This is a genomic window from Flavobacterium omnivorum, from assembly GCF_900099915.1.
Taxonomy (GTDB): Bacteria; Bacteroidota; Bacteroidia; order Flavobacteriales; family Flavobacteriaceae; genus Flavobacterium; species Flavobacterium omnivorum.
Genome location: NZ_FNDB01000002.1, coordinates 231264 through 251150, shown reverse-complemented (window position 1 = coordinate 251150; position 19887 = coordinate 231264). Strand labels below are relative to the sequence as shown.

The window sequence follows — 19887 nt, the reverse complement described above, 5'->3', positions numbered from 1 at the left end:
ACTCAGGATAAATTTTATTAATGGTATGGGGTCTAGACATGATCTTATTAAAATAATTCTCGCTCCCAAGCAAAAAACTGAGAACACGGGGGCTGATGTACAATGATTAATGATAATTCACAAAATTCAAAGAGTTTATCAACTTTAACTATCCAAGATGTTGGAGTAAAAATAAAAATTACCGATAGTGAAGCCATAAAAAGATGGCTTAAAAATAAAAATATTCAAATTCATAAATTTCCGAAAGGGAATTACGTTTATCAAGTAGATGTTGATTGTGAAATTGACAAGCCATTTGTAAAAGATTTGCGAAATAAATATCCAAATAATTGGAAAGAAATTTATAAAAAAATTGCTAAGGATCATTCTGTTTATGAAATGGTGGTTCTTAGTTTAGGGGCTGAATTTTTCGATAAACCTTTGACTAAAATTAAAACAATAAATCCTATCGAAGATGCACTTTTTAAAAGATATTCATAGTGAAAAAATTAAAATTACCTAAACATCCATTTAAAGGGATGAAAATTTACTGCCATAAGTGTAAGCGGGATAATCCTACATGCAATCATTATGATATTCATAAGTTTAAAGTAAAAATTCATATTACTGGTGGCGGTAATAAAAAGAAAACAAAAGTTCTTGATTCAAAAGATTATGATACTGCCGTTAAAGATGCTATTGCATTTAAAAAAGAATTAGAAGCGAATAATTTTTATAAAGCAGCTGTAGTTGTCGAAGATCGTAACTTAACGATATTAGGTGCTTTGATTGAATATAATCGTTATTTGTCAGGCAACCATCGGTATACTCATTTGGTCAAAAAAATAACTAAAGGGTATCAAGATGAATGTATGAGATATTGTAGATTTTTTCTAGATACAATTAATGATGTGAAAAAAGTTTCTGAAACCAGTATATTGAATGTGACTCAAGATGATGTTGCAAGGTTTTACACTTGGGCTGAAAAACACTATAAAGAGAAAACGTTTAATAAATGTTTAAACGAAGTAAAAAGCTTTTTTAAGTTTATTATTGATGTTGAAAAAATTGAAATGAAAAATCCATTTGAAGTTTATGTTAGTAAAAAAGTTGCTAAAAGTAATATTTACACATTGGATAAATCTGAGTTTGATGATATACTAGAAGCTGTGGACAATGCAAATCCGATTGTTAAATTGGGAGGAAAAGGGGAAAAAAAGAATATGTATAGAAGTTATCTTGTTGATGGCTTTAAACTGTCGTTACTAACTGGTGGTCGAAGAGAAGAAGTAGTCGACTTAAGATGGAGTAACATATTTTCAACTGTGAAAGACGTCAAGTTTTTTAAAATTAGAAATATCAAAGTTGAATCGTTAACTGATGAGGATTATTGGAAATATATTCCAATTAACACAGATTTAATGAACTTACTACTTGAATTGGGTTATGATGATAAAAAGCAAACAGATGATTTTATACTATTTCCAGAGAGAGAAATATTATCAAAAACGATAATGAATGACTTATCAAAAGGATTTACTCATTATAAAAACATGGCAAATATTAATAAAAAAGTAAGTTTTAAAAATTTAAGAAAGACTTATTTATCTTGGGTGAATGCAGTAATGAATAAAGACACGGGTATTTTGTCGTCACATTCAACTCATGAGATACTCGAAAGGTATTATATTGATCCAACTATTTTGACTAAAATAGAAGAAGGAGCGCTAAAAATTTCAATCTTTGGAGCTTAATACGTCACTCCTTTTCGTCACTCCTAGGGTTGAGGTCTGAAGAATGTTTCAAATTCTAAGCATAAAAAAACCCTAACATATTGATGTTAGGGTTTTTGCTTTGGTAGCGAGACCGAGATTTGAACTCGGGACCTCAGGGTTATGAATCCTGCGCTCTAACCGACTGAGCTATCTCGCCAAATGTTCTAAGGAATCCTGTCCTTGAACGCGGGTGCAAATATAAAAATAATAATACAGCTTGCAAGTATATTTTGAAGAAAAAAAAATATTTTTAAAAACACTTTTTTTATGTAGTTATATTCTATATATTTCCGAAAAATTAAATGTAGCTCATGGATCAAAAAGTACGTTACGAAATCGAGTTCCCCATAAATTCCTCGCCTCAATTATTGTATCAATATATATCGACTCCATCAGGTCTGTCTGAATGGTTTGCCGATAATGTAAATTCTCGCGGTGAATTTTTTACTTTTATTTGGAATGACTCCGAGGAAAAAGCAAGATTAGCCTCCAAGAAAACAGGTGAAAAGGTGAAATTCAAATGGGTTGATGAAAATAGTAAGGATACCGAGTACTATTTTGAATTGCATATCTTAGTCGACGAACTTACCAAAGACGTTTCTTTAATGGTTGTTGATTTTGCTGACAAAGATGAGGTAGATGAAGCTACACTATTATGGGAAAATCAAATTTCGGATCTGAAACATCTAATTGGTTCTGTATAGTAAAATCATATTTTATGACTTATATTTGCCCTGAATAAAATTTAGGGCTTTTTTTATGATTAATTTTAATGGAACTATCGTATCGCAAGACGACAATATATTGACCCAAAACCGTGCTTTTTTATACGGTGATGGTGTTTTTGAAACAGTTAAAATAATAAACAATAAAATTCTTTTTTTGGAAGATCATTACTTTAGATTGATGTCTTCCATGCGGGTGGTTCGAATGGAAATCCCCATGAATTTTACTATGGAATATTTGGAAGAGGAAATTCTTTCGGTTGTAGCTACAAATCTTTGCTCGGATTCTGCTCGTGCTCGTATCACAGTATATAGAAATGATGGGGGCTATTATTTACCACAAAATAATACAATATCGTTTCTGATTCACAGTCAACCACTTGAAAATGCTTTATATGAAATCGAAAAAAAGAATTATGAAGTAGATTTATACAAGGATTTTTATATTACAAAACAATTACTTTCGTCAATAAAAACGACCAATAAAATTATAAATATAACAGGAAGTATTTTTGCAGATGAAAATGGTTTAGACAATTGCTTGTTGCTAAACGATAGCAAAAATGTAGTTGAAGCATTGCAAGGAAATCTCTTTATGGTAGTAGGAAATAAATTAATTACGCCGCCGGTTTCTGAGGGATGCTTAAATGGTGTGATGAGGAAACAAATTCTAAATTTGGCTAAAAAAATAGAAAATTTAGACGTGGAAGAGACAGTAATCTCTCCGTTTGAACTTCAAAAAGCAGATGAATTATTTGTTACCAATGTTATAAAAGGAATTCAACCGATAACCCAATATCGTAAAAAGAGTTTTGAAACGAATAGAGCGCTGCAACTGTTAGAAAAACTTAATGAAATGATTAGCAGTGCTTAATTTAGGTATGGATTTTCAGGTGCATTCGACCAAATTACATATTCTCCACCTAATTCCATGATTTGTTCTTTCCAGAAATGCGTTGCCGATTTTCCTATGATTTTGTTTTCGTAGCTATTAGCGGTGATGATCCATGAATTGCTCTCCATTTCGCTTTCTAATTGATTTTCATGCCAGCCGGTATATCCTAAAAAGAAGCGAATGTTATCATTGCTAATTTCTCCTTTATTGATCAGTTCTTTTGTAGATTCAAAATCTCCTCCCCAATAAATTCCATTCGATATCTCAATACTGTTGGGAATTAGTTCTGGAATGTTATGGATAAAATAAAGATTGTCTTGTTCCACGGGACCACCATTGTAAATCTTAAAGCGTGCCTCAATATCTGGTATCAAATCGTGTATCGTGTACTTTAACGGTTTATTAATAATAAAACCAACGGACCCCTCTTCATTATAGTCAGCTAATAAAATCACCGATCTATTGAACGACAAATCCCCTATTATCGTAGGTTCTGCTATAAGCAAATATCCTTTTTTTAATTTATCTGTGATCATGGGATTAGATTTTTTATTAAATTTAAGTTTTTTATGATAAGAGTGCCAAATAAAATCGTTGAAACGTATAAAAAAACCTTCCAGATGGAAGGTTTTGCTTATATAGGGGGTACTAAAACTAGTTTACCGCACCTTCTAATTCTGCACCTGCTTTAAATTTCACTACATTCTTAGCAGCGATTTGGATAGTTTTTCCTGTTTGAGGATTTCTACCGTCTCTTGCAGCTCTAGCAGAAACAGACCATGATCCGAAACCTACTAAAGATACTCTTCCACCGTTTTTCAAAGTACCTCCTACGTTTCCTAAAAATGACTCTAAAGCTAATTTTGCTGCAGCTTTTGTTATTCCTGCATCAGCAGCGATAGCATCGATTAATTCTGATTTGTTCATAATAATAGTTATTAATTGTTGGTTATAAAAAATTGTTAATACACAAATTTAATAGGAAATACGTTCCTTGCAAGTGTTTTGTGTTAATTTAGTTTATTTTGTTGATAACTTAATTTTTTTGTTGATAAATCAACGATTATTTCTGGTTAAAGTCAATAAAACCCCGATTTTGTTGACTTTAATAGACTTTTGCATCAACTGTAAATGCCAGTCCATTTAGTAATTCTGAAGTACTCATTTTCTTTTTGCCTGGAAACTGTAAATGAAGTATCTGGATAAATCCGTTTTTTACCGCAACCTTCATTTCTTTTTTAGTACAAATTAAACTCCCCATAGAGTAATTGTGTTCCTCAATACTTATTGTAGCCTCGTATATTTTTACATTCCATTCTTCATTTTTATCTCCAAAGAAACACCAAGCTGCTGGATAGGGACTCAAACCCCGAATCAGATTGTTTATTTCCAAAGCTGATTTTGTCCAATCAATTTTGCAATTTTCTTTGTTGAGTTTATAAGCTGTTTTGATATCGGCGGTGTCTTTTTGGATTTCTCTCGACACATTTCCTTTTTCAATCATTTTCAAAGTTTCAATAACGGTATTGCTTCCTAATTCCATTAATCGGTCATGTAAATGTCCCGCATTTTCGGTTTCATCAATTGGGATTTCTGAACTTAAAATCATCGCTCCGGTATCAATTTTATCATCGATAAAAAAAGTGGTGACCCCCGTTTTAGTTTCTCCATTGATGATTGCCCAATTTATTGGTGCGGCCCCGCGATAATTTGGCAGGAGTGAAGCATGAAGGTTAAATGTGCCTAACGATGGCATTTCCCATACCACTTTTGGTAACATTCTAAATGCAACTACAATTTGTAAATTTGCATTCAACGCTTTTAATTCAGCTAAAAAAGTCTCGTCTTTTAAACTGATAGGCTGCAGTAGAGTAAGGTTGTTCGCCAATGCATATTCCTTTACTGCGGAATACTTTAATTTTTGTCCACGGCCTGCTGGTTTGTCCGCAGCAGTGATGACGCCTACAACCTCATAGTTGTTTTTGATTATTGTATCTAATATTCCCACCGCAAATTCGGGCGTGCCCATAAAAACTATTCGTAATTTTTCCATTATGATCGTAAAGTATATTTGTTATTTGGTTTAACCAAAATTGTGTTGTTTTCTAATAAATCCTGAAGCACGCCAATAACTTCGTCCGGACTATTTTTAGTTTTGTTTTGAATGTCTCTTGAGTTTAAATCTTCGGCTTGCAATAAAGTAATTATTGCTGTAGAAAGCAGTGATACATCTTTTTTCTTTATTTTTTTGGTAATGCAAAACGAGCAAATACCGCAATCAACGGTTGTTATTTCTCCAAAATAATGTAGAATCAACTTATTTTTGCACACTTTTTTCTCACTGATGTAGTGGACTACGGATTGAAGCTGCTCTTTTTTTAATTGATTTTGATTCTCTAAATGTTTTGAAACCCGATTGATGGTTCTGTCATCTTCCCGAACTTCATTGAAAATTAATGTGGCGTCATTATTTTTCGAATGGTATTCTACAATTTCTTTTTCTTTTAATTTATGTAAAACAGTCTGAATTTCAGTTTCCTTATGATTTGATTTTTTTGCAATAAGTTGCAGATTGAACGCAGTTTGCATTTCGTAAATTCCTGGATACGTGCGCAAAATGGCTAAAATGATTTCCTCGTCGTTCGGATTTAAACTCATGTACCGAATCACTTCTTTCGACGAAATCAAGAATTGCAAGGTGATTTTTTCTGAAAATTCCTGGGACAGACTTATGATTCCTTGTCTGTCGAGAAATTGCATGGCATTGTACGTTTTCAAGGTTGGGAATTCATATTTTAAACAAAAATGATGCAAATTGAAGTTGAACTGTTCGTTGATTCCTTCTCCATAAGCGATTTGAAAATAGTTGCATAGCTTGACATACATGAGATTCAAAAACTTTTTATCGGGAAGAATATTGATGAATTGGCTTTGAGCCTGAATGATATCAGAAGGGCTGGTCAATAAAACCGCAAAGGCTCTTTCTCCATTTCTTCCTACACGTCCTGCTTCCTGATAATAATTTTCCATGTTTTCTGGAAGCTGAATGTGAATCACCGTTTTTACATTGGCTTTATCAATTCCCATTCCAAATGCATTGGTGGCCACAATAACCTGTACCTCTTCATTCATCCAAGATTGCATGTTTTTGTCTTTTTCTTTGGGCGAAAGTCCGCCGTGATAATATGTAGCTTTAAATCCTAGCGAATTCAATTGGGAGGAAATATCAAGACATGATTTTCTGTTTCGCACATATATTATAGAAGGTTGTGGATTTTTCTTTAGGATTTGTTCTATTCTAAAAAGTTTATCCTCGACCTCAAAAATCATGTAAGCAATATTTTCTCTGGCGAATGATTTTTCGAAAACTTGAGGTTCGTGTAATCCCAACTCATTTATGATGTCTTCCTTGACTCTTGGCGTCGCAGTAGCGGTCAAGGCTAAAAATGGCACTGTTGGAAAATGCTTTTTTAGTTCCGAAATTTTTAAATACGCAGGTCGGAAATCATGTCCCCATTGGGAGACGCAATGCGCTTCATCGATGGTGATTATATTGATAGGAAGATTTTTTATTCGTTCCAAAATCCAATCGGACTGAAGACGTTCAGGCGATAAATAAAGGAATTTGTAATTTCCGAATTGGCAATTGTCCAGTAAATCAATCATTTCCTCGGATCGAATTCCGCCTGTTAATGCTATTGCTTTGATGTTTCGCTTTTGCAAATTGGAGACTTGATCTTTCATCAGCGCTACTAAAGGAGAGATCACGAGGCAAATTCCTTCATTCATCATTGCTGGAATTTGGAAACAAACTGATTTTCCGCCACCGGTTGGCATCAATGCAAAAGTGTCATGTCCGCTTAAAACGGAATCGATGATTTCCTTTTGCAGCGACCTGAATTTGTCGTGCTTCCAATATTTTTGAAGAATAGCTACTGCTTCTTGCATAAAGTATAGATTTCATTTCATTGAAAAACAGTCTAAAGCTTAAATCCTAAACCTGCAGACTATTTAGAAATTTCATCTAAGATAAAAAGAATTCGGTTATCCATGGTATCTTTTGGCACTTCTATAAGATTGTAGCCATAATTTTGATAGGTTTCCGTTAAATGATTGTTGATGAGTTTGGCTTGTTCAAAGTTTTCATAACGTTCATCATCACTAATGTAAATTTCTTCCCAAGGCGGAAGAATGAAAATTTTTGAATAGGTATGTTCGCGACAGGCCGTATCAAAAGTGGCTGGATAGCTGTCGCCAATATAGTGCATGTACGCTAAAACATCTGGAATCCCGCGGTCGATGAATACGATTTCATGAGGCTCTTGGGTAGCATTATGAAATTGTTTCTTTCTTCCTTCAAGAAGTAATTCGCTAAATAACAAGGGTTTTTCAAGGAACAATTGTTCGATTCCTTGTTTTTTTGCTTCCAAAGTCACCTCCCGGGAAATTTCGGGATAACAACAATGTCCTTTAGCGACCAATCCGTCGATAATAGTGGTTTTACCTGTTCCTGGACCGCCAATGATAACTATGATTTCTTTTTGCACTTTTAAAAAATAAGGGGCAAATTTACTTAAACTTATCGGGATTTGAAAAAATCATTGCGGTTAAAATGCGATTAGACAAAAAATCATAATTCAAAATTCATAATTTACGTTTGAAACCGTATATTTGCCTTTATTTTTAAATAGAAAATGGATAAGAAGACTGAAGAATTTTATGATAGATTAAAAGTGGAGTTGGATATGAGCAATACATGGCCAGCAGAATACTTATTTAAATTTATTGTACCAACAGAAAGTGACAATGTAGAACGAGTAGAGTTGGCTTTTGATTGTATGGGCGCGGTTATTAAAACCACAAAATCCAAGACAGGAAAGTTTACCAGCATATCTGTTGATGTCACTGTGAAAGATTCACAAGAAATAGTAGATAAATACCTAGCAGTTTCTACAATAAAAGGTATTATTTCCCTTTAAATACAACACAAGATTTTGATGTGCTGAGTTCGATTCGTATTACGATTCGAAAAAAAGGCATTAGGAATCAAAACAGATACTTTCGAATATGAATTCAAAATACATTAAAGAAAACTCGAATGATGTTGTGCATCATTTGGAATATAATGCCGAGAGATCGCATTTGATTATTCCAGAGTACGGCCGTCATTTGCAAAAATTGATTGATCAGGCAACTCAAATTGAAGATGATGTAGAACGCAACAAAGCTGCAAAATACATTATTCAGGTGATGGGTAGTTTGAATCCACATTTGCGTGATGTTCCTGATTTTCAGCATAAATTGTGGGATCAGCTGTTTATTATGTCTGATTTTAAATTGGTAGCTGAATCACCGTATCCAATTCCATCACGTGAAGTGTTACAGCTGAAACCGGATGTTTTAAAATACCCACAGAATTTTCCAAAATACAGGTATTATGGCAACAACATAAAATATATGATTGATGTGGCCAATAAATGGGAAGATGGCGAGATGAAAAGTGCTTTAGTAAAAGTAATCGCTAATCACATGAAAAAATCATACTTGAGTTGGAATAAAGACACGGTGAAAGATGATGTAATTTTCGAACATTTATACGAACTGTCCGATGGGAAATTGAATTTGATTCAAAGTACCGAAGAACTATTAAACACAACTGATTTATTAAGAACCAACAAACGGGTTTCGAATAAGATCTTACCGGTTGGTCAACCAAAAATTCTTAGCAATAAGAATACAAAAACGGGGAAACCAAATCCAGTTCACAAAAATCAAAATAGAAAACCTTTGTAAGGAAGTTATCAATTAGGGGTTTTTAGTTATGAATTTTTTATAACTTCTAGCGCATCAATTTTTAACTTATATCTAATAATTTATAACTCATAACTGTAAAAAATGGGAATTTTCAAAATAGAAGGAGGCATTAGTCTAAAAGGAGAAATCACGCCACAAGGAGCTAAAAATGAAGCGTTACAAATTTTATGTGCCGTTCTTTTAACGCCTGAAAAAGTGGTTATCAATAATATTCCCGATATTATAGATATCAATAAACTAATTACGCTTTTAGGAAATTTGGGTGTAAAAATCCAAAAAACAGGATCAGGATCGTATACTTTTCAAGCCGATGAAGTGAATATACAGTATCTGGAAACCGAAGCATTCAAGAAAGAAGGCGGTTCTCTAAGAGGTTCTATTATGATTGTTGGACCACTTTTGGCACGATTTGGAAAAGGATATATTCCAAAACCAGGTGGTGATAAAATTGGACGCAGAAGATTGGACACGCATTTTGAAGGATTCATCAACCTTGGAGCTAAATTCCGTTACAACAGAGAAGATCATTTTTATGGCGTAGAAGCACCAAAAGGATTGAAAGGTGCCGATATGTTATTAGACGAAGCGTCCGTTACCGGAACTGCTAACATTGTTATGGCTGCTGTTTTGGCCAAAGGAAAAACAACCGTTTATAACGCTGCTTGTGAACCTTACTTGCAACAATTGTGTAAGATGTTGAACTCGATGGGAGCTAAAATAACAGGCGTAGGATCTAACTTATTGACTATTGAAGGGGTAGAAAGTTTAGGTGGTTGCGAGCATAGAATTCTTCCTGATATGATCGAAATTGGGAGCTGGATTGGTCTGGCTGCAATGACAAAATCAGAGATTACAATAAAGGATGTCAGCTGGGATAATCTTGGCGTAATTCCGAATACATTCAGAAAACTTGGAATTACTCTTGAACGTCGTGGCGATGATATTTACATTCCTGCTCACGTAGATGGATATGAAGTGAAAACGGATATTGACGGTTCTATTCTTACAATTGCTGATGCGCCTTGGCCTGGATTTACTCCGGATTTATTAAGTATTGTTTTAGTGGTTGCCACTCAAGCAAGAGGTGATGTTTTGATTCACCAGAAAATGTTTGAAAGCAGATTGTTTTTTGTTGACAAGTTAATTGACATGGGAGCAAAAATCATGTTGTGTGATCCACACCGTGCTGTTGTTATGGGACATGATTTCAAATCACAACTCAAAGCAACCACAATGTCATCACCGGATATTCGTGCCGGAATCTCCTTATTGATTGCAGCGCTCTCTGCAAAAGGAACGAGTACCATTCAAAACATTGAACAAATTGACAGAGGGTACGAACGTATTGACGAACGATTAAGAGCTATTGGAGCGAATATCGTACGCGCGTAAATATCATAAATTATAAAAATTTCGTTTAAGTAATCCAAAAAGAATTTAAATCTAAAATTCAATTCGGTTTACTTAAACGATTTTAGTTTTACTTCACCTATAAATAAAATACATGTCAAGCGAACAAACGGCAATCAAGGCGACTTATTTTAGTATCATAGGAAACACTTGTCTGGCAATAATAAAAGGCTTAGCCGGTTTTTTTGGAAATTCGTATGCACTAATTGCAGATGCAATTGAATCAACAACTGATATTTTTGCTTCTTTTTTGGTGTTGTTCGGAATCAAATATTCAAACAGGCCAGCTGATAAAAACCATCCTTACGGTCATGGTAGGGCAGAACCTTTGATTACTTTTCTAGTTGTAGGTTTTTTGATTACTACGGCTACGATTATTGCCTATGAAAGTATCATCAATATTGGAACGCCGCATCAATTGCCAAAGCCATGGACATTAATCGTTCTGGCTGCAATTATCATTTGGAAAGAATATTCGTTTCGAATCGTGATGAAAAGAAGTATTCAAACCAATAGTTCGTCGTTGAGGGCTGATGCCTGGCACCATCGCAGCGATGCAATTACTTCTGTGGCGGCATTTCTTGGGATTTCGGTTGCCTTGATTTTAGGGAATGGTTACGAATCTGCTGATGATTGGGCAGCACTTTTTGCTTCGGGATTCATACTTTATAACAGTTACCTTATTTTTAGACCCGCTTTGGGCGAAATAATGGACGAGCATTTATACGATGATTTGATCGAGCAAATCCGAATGATTTCTATTCAGGTGGATGGAATTATTGATACCGAGAAATGTTTCATTCGAAAAGCCGGTATGCAATATCACGTGGATTTACATGCTACTGTTGATTCAAATATTACCGTAAAAGAAGGGCACGATCTCGCTCATAAACTAAAAGATACTTTGCGGGAGGAAATCCCGGAATTGGGACATGTGTTGATTCATGTGGAACCGAATGACTAGATGGATATCCAATAAAATTAAATAAGGCGCCGAAATTATTTTCGAGTGCCTTTTTTAATTCGTTATGATTTTGTCACATCGAGCGCAGTCTAGATGTACTAAAGGTTCTCAACTACACTCGAATTGAAAAATAGATTCTATTTTTACTCCAATATATTTAAAAACTTTAGTCCAAAAACAACTCCGTCACCTTGAAATCCATTTTGATAGGAACGTACATAATCGACACGAAGCATTTTAAATTTACCAAAACCTAAATTGTCCAGCCCAACTGTGACTTCAGTATAAGGCTTGTTACTGGGAGTAGACAGTACATGAGCACCAAATATTAAAGTTGATTTTAGTTTATTCAACAACGGTATTTTATTTATAATGTATCCTTTGTCGTTGTATTCCGTATGCGCTTCAAAATAGCTGTCATTCGTACTGTTAGAATAATATGGAAGCAAATTAAACACATTCAAATAACGCGCTGTTTGTCCAATGTGAGTTTGATTGCCATTAAAATGCTTGTAATCTATAAAAGCAATATTATCTGCATTCAGAAACTTTCCTGCTTTTAGATTCAATCCTAAAACGCCTTTATTGCCCAATGTCAAATCATACGTTATTCGGGTATTCAAATGGTCAAACTCATACTTCTTTTCGTTGGCTGCAACTGCTTTTTCATAGCCCAGATAAAGCGTTGGATATTTTTCATTTCGGATGTTGAATTTTCCATCGGGACGGGAGGAATATTTGTTTCCAAAATTGATTCTTGCAAGCAAATTAATTTTTGTCAAATGGTATTTTTCAAAAGCTGCAGTGGTGAAATCATTTGGTGCCAACGGATTATTCGACGTGTATAAATCGTCCTTGCTAAACAAAGAAAAATCAGTGTTATTGAATAATGGTTTACGTTGCTGATATTCTATCTTTCCATTTAGATTCACTCCATTTGCAACATCTTGGCTGTAGCCAATTGCCGCTGATTCCAAGTTATACAACTTCATGAAATTGTTCTTGAAGGCCAAGGAGCTTATCGTGTTTATCACTTTGCTGATGGGTTCATTCGGATTAAATTGCTTTATCGAACTGCCTCCCGTCATATATAATGTCGCATAATTCTGATTGTTGAAACGGTGGATAAATTGTCCGGTGACACGCAAACGATCTTCGGCAAAACCGTAATTGAGTTTTGTACTTATGGAAGTATATATTCCTTTAGTTTCCTGATTTTTCCAGTTGGTGTATCGAAACCCCGAATCAAAATTATACCCTTGAACGGTATTGAAACTTAGCGAACCAAGATTTAATAATCCCTCGTAACTAAAACTGTGTTTTTCGGTACTATTTTTAAAGGTGTAACCGGTCAGCAGTTTTAATGGTTTGAATTTATTTCCTTTTGCATCAATTGAGTCTAAGTATTTTTCTGAATTTCGAACTTTGTAAATACTGTCTTTTCTAACATAATCTGTACTTTCTTCTATTGTTAACGGTATGGGTCTGTTCGCATTCCAAAATAAGCTGTCTTTTTTATTGGCATTTATTTCGATGCGCGTAATTTCATTTGTAAATGTTTTGGGAGCAAATGCATTTATAAATTCATAATTACTATAGACGTAATTGTATTTACCGGTAAATTTTATTCCAAAAGCACCAGCTGTAATTTCTAGACTTTGGGTGTTTTTGGCCCAAATTTTATTGCTTTTGTTGTAGCTGAAATTTTGTTTTAAGGTCATCACATCCAGAAACTCTTCTTTTATTCGGTAGCCTTTTATATCCAAATCAACGGCGTAAATTGCCCAGGAATCTTCTACAATGTAAATGTATCCTTCAAAAACCGGTTCGCTGTCACGCTTTGCAGTCACTTTTATTTTGTTAATCATATTGGCATTCTCGTCAATAAACGTGCTTTCTAACTTGTAATTATAGTAATTAAAAGCGTTGTTCGCGATTGGAGAAATCATTTGAATGCCAAAATCAATAGTGTTGTCATAGAAATCATAGAACGAAGATCTGGCAGTATTATAGCTGTAGCCATTGTTGCTGCCACTTACTTTTGAGGCAGTAACCACTTCTTTTAAATTGTTGGGTTTTTCAAATGCTATTTTCGAAAAGGTTTCCGAAAGTGAAATAATTCCGGTTCCGGTTGAATCCAAAGCACCATCTAAGTCTCCAATTTTTTGCCCTAATATTTTTTTCGGTGCATTTTTTAGTTTAAAAATACCTCTGGAATAAAAGTCGGCGTTGAATCGATTTGTTTTTTCGGTGTTTTGTTTCCTACTGGCAATCGCACTTTTTATAATTGCCAAAGCTGGATTGTTTTTTTTGTTGATGATTACTTCGTTCAACGAGAAACTTTCTTCGATCATTTTGATATTTAATGAATAAGGCAGTTTATCTGTTTGTATGGCAACTTTTTCGGTTTTAAAACCTAAAAACTGAAAGACAACGGTTTGTTTTCCTTTTTTATTTAAGTTGAACTCGTAATTTCCTTGTTCGTTAGAAGTGGTTCCATTATAGGTGTCTTCCTGGAAAATAGTGACAAAAGGCAAGGTATTTCCTTTTTCGTCCGAAACAGTTCCTTTTATTTGTGCATTGCTGACAAATGAAGCTAAGAAGAGCAGAAGTAAGTAGTGTTTTTTCATGAAAGTTTTTTCTCTCACAAAAATAGAAGAAGTTTAAAAAGAGCCTATTAATTATTTGTTAAAGATTTCTTTGGGTGGTAATTATAATCTAGAACTACAAAAAAGATTGTATCGCGAGCTCGTAACTCTTTAAACCAAAACCCAAAATAACTCCTTTGGCATTTCCTGAAATGTAGGATTGATGCCTAAAACTTTCACGTGAAAAAGTATTCGAAATGTGAACTTCTACAACCGGAGTTGTAATGGCTTTTACAGCATCACCTATGCCCACGGAAGTATGCGTGTAAGCTCCAGCATTTAAAATAATACCATCAAATGAAAAACCAAATTCCTGAATTTTATCTATTAATTCACCTTCAATATTACTTTGAAAATAAGTAAATTCAATCGTTGGAAATTGGATTTGCAAAGTGGTAAAATATTCTTCAAAAGTTTGACTTCCATAAATTTCTGGTTCGCGTTTACCAAGAAGGTTGAGGTTTGGTCCGTTGATGATACTGATTTTCATAATGCTTGTTTTGGTAAAAATAAAAAAACCGTTCCAATTTATAGAACGGTTTAGTAAATTTAATTTAATAGTAGTACTAGAATTTAAATCCAGCTGAAATTTGAAGCACGGAATTCTTAACTTCTGCTTCTTTTGAAGCTTCAGTTAATCCTAATACATAACGTCCTTGAAGGAAAATGTGTTTAGTGACATTTAGAGTTAAACCACCGGCCACTCCAAACTCAAAAGTTTCTGCATTTTTTACATCAAATTCGTTTCTTTCACTTAATAAAAAAGAAGCCTGTGGACCAAGATCCAAACTAACGGTTTTGTTTAGGTTGAATTTAGCCAAAACCGGAATCGATAAATAACCCAATTCATTTTTGAATTCTTCAACTGCATTTTTGTAGGTAGCTCCCTGAGTGGAATACAATAATTCTGGTTGTATCGAGAAACCATCTGTTAATTTAAGTTCAGCCACTAAACCCGCATGATAGCTGGTTATCGCATCTGTATTGTAATTGTCGCTGTTTACCGTTATTTGACTACCATTTTGGTTTGCGTAGTTTAAACCACCTTTAAAGCCAAATCGTACTAACTGTGCTTGCATATCTACTGATCCGGCAAGAAGAACTACTGCTACTAGAATTATTTTTTTCATAATTTTTTTTATTGATTATTATTAATTGAAATGGGACTCTTACTTAAAACTGTTTTGTTTGTTAATTATTGTGAACTATTTCGAATATTCAAAAAGCAAAAATTGGTCCAAAACTATGCTGAATCGTTCTTCGCTGCCTTTTATTAATGCGTTTTTATGAGTGTATAAGCTTTTTTAAAGCCTAATTGTTTAAGCAATAGTGTATTATATTTTGTGTAATTATTCTTTATTTATTTTTTTATTTAGTATTAATTTTTAAATGATGACTTAAGAATATAGTATTTATATTTTTTGTGTCATTGGATGATTTAATTTTTATCCAGTAAAAAATGTTAACAACTTGTAATGGTAAGAAGTATATTACTTTAAAATTAGTATAATTTTATAGTAATATTAATAAAAAATTTTAAAAATGGAAAAAGTTATTTTATCAGTTTGTATTGGTTTGTTTTGTCTAAGCGGTAACGCACAAAATGAAGGTGGTTTTAGAGTTGGCTTAGATTTAGGTGCTGTGCCAACAAACGGTGGTGGAGGAGTTTTGCTTTCATTAGAACCAAAATATAATATTAAAGATAATATGAATGTTGGTTTACGTATAGGAGTAGCTGCGATTGTTCGCGATATAAATGATTCAGGTGCCACTACTAGTGCAAAAGTGGCTGCTAATGGTTCGTATGTTGCTACTTATGATTATTATTTCAACAGCGCAGGAAAATCTTTTGTTCCTTATATAGGCGCTGGCGCGGGTTATTATAGTATTGCAAATGTAGAGGTGGATGATACGAATAATAATAATGATTTTACTGTAGATGCAACCGGTAAAATGGGAGGATTAGTTCGTGGTGGTTTTGAGTGGGGAAAGTTTAGAATGGGATTGGAATATAATTTAGTACCAGAATCGACTTTACAAGATATTAATGGGAATAATCAAGGTACAGTAGCTAATTCCTATGTTGGGATTCATCTAGGATTTTATGTAGGTGGCGGTAAATGGGGAAAATAGTTATGCAAGTTTAAATCGTTAAAAAACCACTCTAAGTAGTGGTTTTTTTAAGCTCAAAAAGAGTTACTTTGTAGTCATGAAATGGAATACATACATAAATAGTTATCAAGCCTATTTAAAAATTGAACGCGGTTTATCTAAGAATACGATAGAAAATTATTCTTTTGATATTGAACGTTTGTGTCTTTTTTTAGATCAAAATAATAGTATGGTTTCGCCAATAAATATTGGCGAGGAAATGGTGCAACAATTTATTTATAACATTTCAAAGGAAGTTAATCCACGTTCACAAGCTAGAATTATTTCAGGATTAAAAAGTTTTTTTGGCTATTTGATTTTTGAAGAGTATCGAAAGGACAACCCCTTAGAAAGTATTGAAACGCCTAAAACAGGTCGGAAGTTACCTGATGTTTTAGCTGTAGATGAAATCGACAGACTTATAGAAGCCATTGACTTGACAACAAATGAAGGGGAACGAAACCGCGCCATACTGGAAACTCTCTATGGTTGTGGTTTAAGAGTATCTGAACTGGTTGCATTAAAAATATCCGATTTATTTTTTGAAGAAGGTTTTATTAAAATCACAGGAAAAGGAAACAAACAACGTTTTGTTCCTATTAGTGAAATCACTCAAAAGTACATTCAATTATACCGCCAAACCATTAGAAATCATGTTGATATCCAAAAAGGATTTGAAGATACCTTGTTTTTAAATCGACGAGGGAGGCAGTTAACCAGAGCTATGATTTTTACCATTATTAAAAATTTAGCGGTAAAAATAGATTTAAATAAAACAATCAGTCCGCATACGTTGCGGCATTCTTTTGCCACACATCTTTTAGAAAATGGTGCTGATTTACGTTCTATTCAGCTGATGCTAGGCCACGAATCGATAACAACAACAGAAATTTATGTGCATCTTGATCGAAAGTTTTTGACGGAAGTGCTTCATTCATTTCATCCACGAAAGAATTTTTGATCGTCTTTAGTAAACTCAGAAAGAGCTACCACTTATAGAAATGATAAGACAAAAAAAGACCTAATGAATTATTTTCATTAGGTCTTTTTTTTATTTCTCCTTTGGATAGGCTCGATGATGTTACTTGGCAATATTCACTGCTCTTGTTTCACGAATAACAGTTACTTTAACTTGTCCTGGATAGGTCATTTCCGTTTGTATTTTTTGTGAGATATCAAAGGATAAACTAGCAGCGTTTTCATCCGAAACTTTTTCACTCTCTACGATGACACGAAGCTCTCTACCAGCTTGAATAGCATACGCATTTTTTACACCGCTAAATCCGTAAGCTACTTCTTCAAGATCTTTCAAACGTTGAATGTAAGAATCCAATACTTGTCTTCTTGCTCCTGGTCTTGCTCCTGAAATAGCATCACAAACCTGAATGATTGGCGATAATAATGATTTCATTTCAATTTCATCGTGGTGCGCTCCAATGGCGTTACACACTTCTTCTTTTTCACCATATTTTTCAGCCCACTGCATTCCTAACAAGGCATGTGGTAAATCACTTTCAGCATCGGGTACTTTACCTATATCGTGCAATAAACCAGCACGTTTCGCTAGTTTTACGTTTAAGCCAAGTTCAGCTGCCATAATTCCGCAAAGTTTAGAAACTTCACGAGAGTGTTGCAATAAATTTTGACCATAAGAAGAACGGTATTTCATACGACCTACTACTTTAATTAATTCAGGGTGTAAACCGTGAATTCCTAAATCGATAACGGTACGTTTACCAACTTCAATAATTTCATCATCAATTTGTTTAGCAGTTTTAGCAACTACTTCTTCAATACGTGCTGGATGAATTCTTCCGTCGGTCACTAATTTATGCAATGCCAAACGAGCAATTTCTCGACGTACAGGATCAAAACAAGAAAGGATAATAGCTTCTGGTGTGTCATCTACAATGATTTCTACGCCAGTTGCAGCTTCTAATGCGCGGATATTTCTACCTTCACGACCAATGATTCTACCTTTAACATCATCTGATTCTATATTGAACACAGAAACGCAGTTTTCTACCGCTTCTTCTGTACCGACTCTTTGGATGGTATTGATGATTATTTTTTTAGCTTCTTGTTGTGCAGTTAATTTAGCTTCTTCAATCGTATCTTGAATATGAGACATCGCTTTGCTTTTAGCTTCAGCTTTTAAACCTTCTACTAATTGGTTCTTCGCTTCTTCAGCAGATAAACCAGAGATTACTTCTAATTGTTGCAATTGACTTTTGTGTAGTTTTTCAACTTCAGCTTGTTTTTTGTCTAGATTTTCAATTTTGGAGCTGTATTCTAGTGTTTTAGATTCAAAATCATCATTTACCTTTTTAGCTTTTGATAATTCATTTGAAATTTGAGATTCTTTGTCACGAACTCTTTTTTCTATTTCAGCCACTTTTTTATCACGGGATAAAATAACTTGTTCATGTTCTGATTTTAATTCAATAAATTTCTCTTTTGCTTGTAGAATTTTATCTTTCTTTATGTTTTCGGCTTCAAGATTTGCATCTTTCAAAATGGAAGCGGCTTCTTTTTTTGAATTTTTTATTAAGTTAGATATGTTGCTTTTTTCTATCAATTTGGCGATACCAAAACCCGCTGCAATCCCTATAATTCCTGAAATAATAATCGTTAATATGTTGTCCATGTTTGTTAAAATTTATATATAAAAAAGCCTACATTAGAATGATTGAATAAACTCGAAAAGACAAGTTTTGAGCTAACTCACTGTTCAAGTTTCCTCGCCGGAGCGTGGCATGCTTTAGTAGTGATGATTTGCTCATTCTAAATTGTTAGTGTTGAGTTTACCAAATAAGAACTAATGTAGGCAGTATCTTAGTTTTTGTAAAGAACGTTTATTTGTCGAGATATTGATCTAAAACGGCGTTGATTTTTTTAATTCTTTCAATGGTCGCTTCTCCATCAATGGTGTTGTCAATTTGTTTTTGTTCTGTCTGTGAGGCAAACTGCAGGGCACACATAGCCAATACATCTTGTTTATCTCGCACCGCATAATTTTCTTCAAATTGCTTTATCATCTTATCAATTTTTTTAGAAGCGCTTCTTAGCCCTTCTTCCTGAGAGAGATCTACCGTCAAAGGGTAAACCCGGTCTGCTATTGATATTTTAATTTTAAGCTTTTCGTCCATATCTTTTATTAATCGGATAGCTGCGCTATACAGTAATCAATTTCGCGAATTAATGAATTTATTTTAAGCTTCGTATCTCTTTTATCTTCGTCACTGCCTAGTAATGTATTTGCTATTTTGAGTCCTTCATACTGCGTTTTTAGCGCTTCAATCTCTTTTGATTGAGTTTGTATTATGGATGCAGTTTTTGTTAATTCGTCTTTCAAATCTTGATTGTTTTTCTCTAAACCTTTCATTTTAACAAAAAGTTTTTCGACTTTATTTTCAAGAGTATCAATAATTTCTGCAATTGCACTCATTATATATCCTATTCATTACATAATCATACAAAGTTAGTATTCCTTTTTAATTTTGCAATATTTTATTATTTTTTTTGC

At 33.9% G+C, this 19887-nt stretch carries 21 protein-coding genes and 1 tRNA gene; 10 read left to right on the top strand and 12 right to left on the bottom strand.

The genetic code is table 11. The features are described 5' to 3' along the window. Positions 1–102: 102 nt before the first annotated feature. Both BLS90_RS03235 and BLS90_RS03230 read left to right on the top strand, forming a co-directional pair. Positions 103–480 (top strand): hypothetical protein, encoded by a 378-nt coding sequence (locus BLS90_RS03235; RefSeq protein WP_091255178.1) that lies wholly within the window; start codon positions 103–105, stop codon positions 478–480. Continuing rightward, the gene (locus BLS90_RS03230) at positions 480–1733 is read left to right on the top strand and encodes a tyrosine-type recombinase/integrase (protein ID WP_091255177.1); all 1254 of its coding nucleotides are present in this window, start codon (positions 480–482) and stop codon (positions 1731–1733) included. The genes BLS90_RS03235 and BLS90_RS03230 overlap by 1 nt, the downstream gene beginning before the upstream one ends. 101 nt (positions 1734–1834) lie before the next feature. On the opposite strand, the gene BLS90_RS03225 is transcribed toward BLS90_RS03230, so the two are convergent. Further along, a tRNA-Met gene (locus tag BLS90_RS03225) sits at positions 1835–1911 on the bottom strand. Between the two features lie 154 nt (positions 1912–2065). On the opposite strand from BLS90_RS03225, the gene BLS90_RS03220 reads away from it, so the two are divergent. Both BLS90_RS03220 and BLS90_RS03215 read left to right on the top strand, forming a co-directional pair. Beyond that, positions 2066–2458 (top strand): START-like domain-containing protein, encoded by a 393-nt coding sequence (locus tag BLS90_RS03220; RefSeq protein WP_091255176.1) that lies wholly within the window; start codon positions 2066–2068, stop codon positions 2456–2458. Positions 2459–2513: 55 nt separating this feature from the next. Then, complete coding sequence (locus BLS90_RS03215; protein WP_091255174.1) at positions 2514–3353, top strand: aminotransferase class IV; 840 nt, start codon at positions 2514–2516, stop codon at positions 3351–3353. Here the strand turns inward: BLS90_RS03215 and BLS90_RS03210 are convergent. The 5 genes from BLS90_RS03210 to BLS90_RS03190 all read right to left on the bottom strand — a co-directional run bounded on the left by BLS90_RS03210 (position 3350) and on the right by BLS90_RS03190 (position 7921). Continuing rightward, on the bottom strand, positions 3350–3910 hold the full coding sequence (locus BLS90_RS03210; protein ID WP_066077714.1) for a YqgE/AlgH family protein: 561 nt from the start codon (positions 3908–3910) through the stop codon (positions 3350–3352). The two genes, BLS90_RS03215 and BLS90_RS03210, sit on opposite strands and share 4 nt — an antisense overlap. 118 nt (positions 3911–4028) lie before the next feature. Further along, the gene (locus BLS90_RS03205; RefSeq protein ID WP_066077716.1) at positions 4029–4301 is read right to left on the bottom strand and encodes an HU family DNA-binding protein; all 273 of its coding nucleotides are present in this window, start codon (positions 4299–4301) and stop codon (positions 4029–4031) included. Between the two features lie 178 nt (positions 4302–4479). After that, a complete protein-coding gene (gene fmt, locus BLS90_RS03200) occupies positions 4480–5427 on the bottom strand; it encodes a methionyl-tRNA formyltransferase (protein ID WP_091255172.1) in 948 nt (315 codons plus the stop codon). Beyond that, positions 5427–7322 (bottom strand): RecQ family ATP-dependent DNA helicase, encoded by a 1896-nt coding sequence (locus BLS90_RS03195; protein ID WP_091255169.1) that lies wholly within the window; start codon positions 7320–7322, stop codon positions 5427–5429. Before BLS90_RS03195 ends, fmt begins: the two co-directional genes overlap by 1 nt. Before the next feature lie 59 nt (positions 7323–7381). Beyond that, positions 7382–7921, bottom strand: a complete 540-nt coding sequence (locus BLS90_RS03190; RefSeq protein WP_091255167.1) for an AAA family ATPase — start codon at positions 7919–7921, stop codon at positions 7382–7384. Between the two features lie 147 nt (positions 7922–8068). Between BLS90_RS03190 and BLS90_RS03185 the strand changes: the two genes are divergently transcribed. The 4 genes from BLS90_RS03185 (at position 8069) to BLS90_RS03170 (ending at position 11562) form a co-directional block, all read left to right on the top strand. Continuing rightward, positions 8069–8353: a DUF493 family protein gene (locus tag BLS90_RS03185; protein WP_091255165.1), complete on the top strand. Its 285-nt coding sequence runs from the start codon at positions 8069–8071 to the stop codon at positions 8351–8353. An 88-nt stretch (positions 8354–8441) separates the two neighbouring features. Further along, positions 8442–9167 (top strand): DUF4290 domain-containing protein, encoded by a 726-nt coding sequence (locus BLS90_RS03180; RefSeq protein WP_091255163.1) that lies wholly within the window; start codon positions 8442–8444, stop codon positions 9165–9167. A 102-nt stretch (positions 9168–9269) separates the two neighbouring features. After that, a complete protein-coding gene (murA, locus tag BLS90_RS03175; RefSeq protein WP_091255161.1) occupies positions 9270–10580 on the top strand; it encodes a UDP-N-acetylglucosamine 1-carboxyvinyltransferase in 1311 nt (436 codons plus the stop codon). Positions 10581–10692: 112 nt separating this feature from the next. Continuing rightward, a complete protein-coding gene (locus tag BLS90_RS03170; RefSeq protein ID WP_091255155.1) occupies positions 10693–11562 on the top strand; it encodes a cation diffusion facilitator family transporter in 870 nt (289 codons plus the stop codon). Positions 11563–11705: 143 nt separating this feature from the next. Here the strand turns inward: BLS90_RS03170 and BLS90_RS03165 are convergent, their stop codons facing one another. From BLS90_RS03165 to BLS90_RS03155, 3 genes are all read right to left on the bottom strand, one after another. Further along, positions 11706–14192, bottom strand: coding sequence for a DUF5686 and carboxypeptidase regulatory-like domain-containing protein (locus BLS90_RS03165; protein WP_091255153.1), 2487 nt, complete (start codon positions 14190–14192; stop codon positions 11706–11708). Positions 14193–14286: 94 nt separating this feature from the next. After that, positions 14287–14700 (bottom strand): type II 3-dehydroquinate dehydratase, encoded by a 414-nt coding sequence (aroQ, locus tag BLS90_RS03160; RefSeq protein WP_091255151.1) that lies wholly within the window; start codon positions 14698–14700, stop codon positions 14287–14289. Between the two features lie 76 nt (positions 14701–14776). Then, on the bottom strand, positions 14777–15340 hold the full coding sequence (locus BLS90_RS03155; protein WP_091255150.1) for a porin family protein: 564 nt from the start codon (positions 15338–15340) through the stop codon (positions 14777–14779). A 412-nt stretch (positions 15341–15752) separates the two neighbouring features. On the opposite strand from BLS90_RS03155, the gene BLS90_RS03150 reads away from it, so the two are divergent. Further along, entirely contained in the window at positions 15753–16343 is a 591-nt protein-coding gene (locus BLS90_RS03150; protein ID WP_091255149.1) for an OmpA family protein, read from the top strand. A 76-nt stretch (positions 16344–16419) separates the two neighbouring features. Further along, positions 16420–17322, top strand: a complete 903-nt coding sequence (gene xerD / locus BLS90_RS03145) for a site-specific tyrosine recombinase XerD (RefSeq protein WP_091255148.1) — start codon at positions 16420–16422, stop codon at positions 17320–17322. A gap of 120 nt (positions 17323–17442) precedes the next feature. On the opposite strand, the gene rny is transcribed toward xerD, so the two are convergent. The 3 genes from rny to BLS90_RS03130 form a co-directional block, all read right to left on the bottom strand. Then, a complete protein-coding gene (gene rny, locus BLS90_RS03140) occupies positions 17443–19008 on the bottom strand; it encodes a ribonuclease Y (RefSeq protein ID WP_091255147.1) in 1566 nt (521 codons plus the stop codon). A 208-nt stretch (positions 19009–19216) separates the two neighbouring features. Then, a complete protein-coding gene (locus BLS90_RS03135) occupies positions 19217–19510 on the bottom strand; it encodes a cell division protein ZapA (protein WP_066077743.1) in 294 nt (97 codons plus the stop codon). An 8-nt stretch (positions 19511–19518) separates the two neighbouring features. Next, on the bottom strand, positions 19519–19809 hold the full coding sequence (locus tag BLS90_RS03130) for a hypothetical protein (RefSeq protein WP_091255146.1): 291 nt from the start codon (positions 19807–19809) through the stop codon (positions 19519–19521). Positions 19810–19887 lie beyond the last annotated feature (78 nt).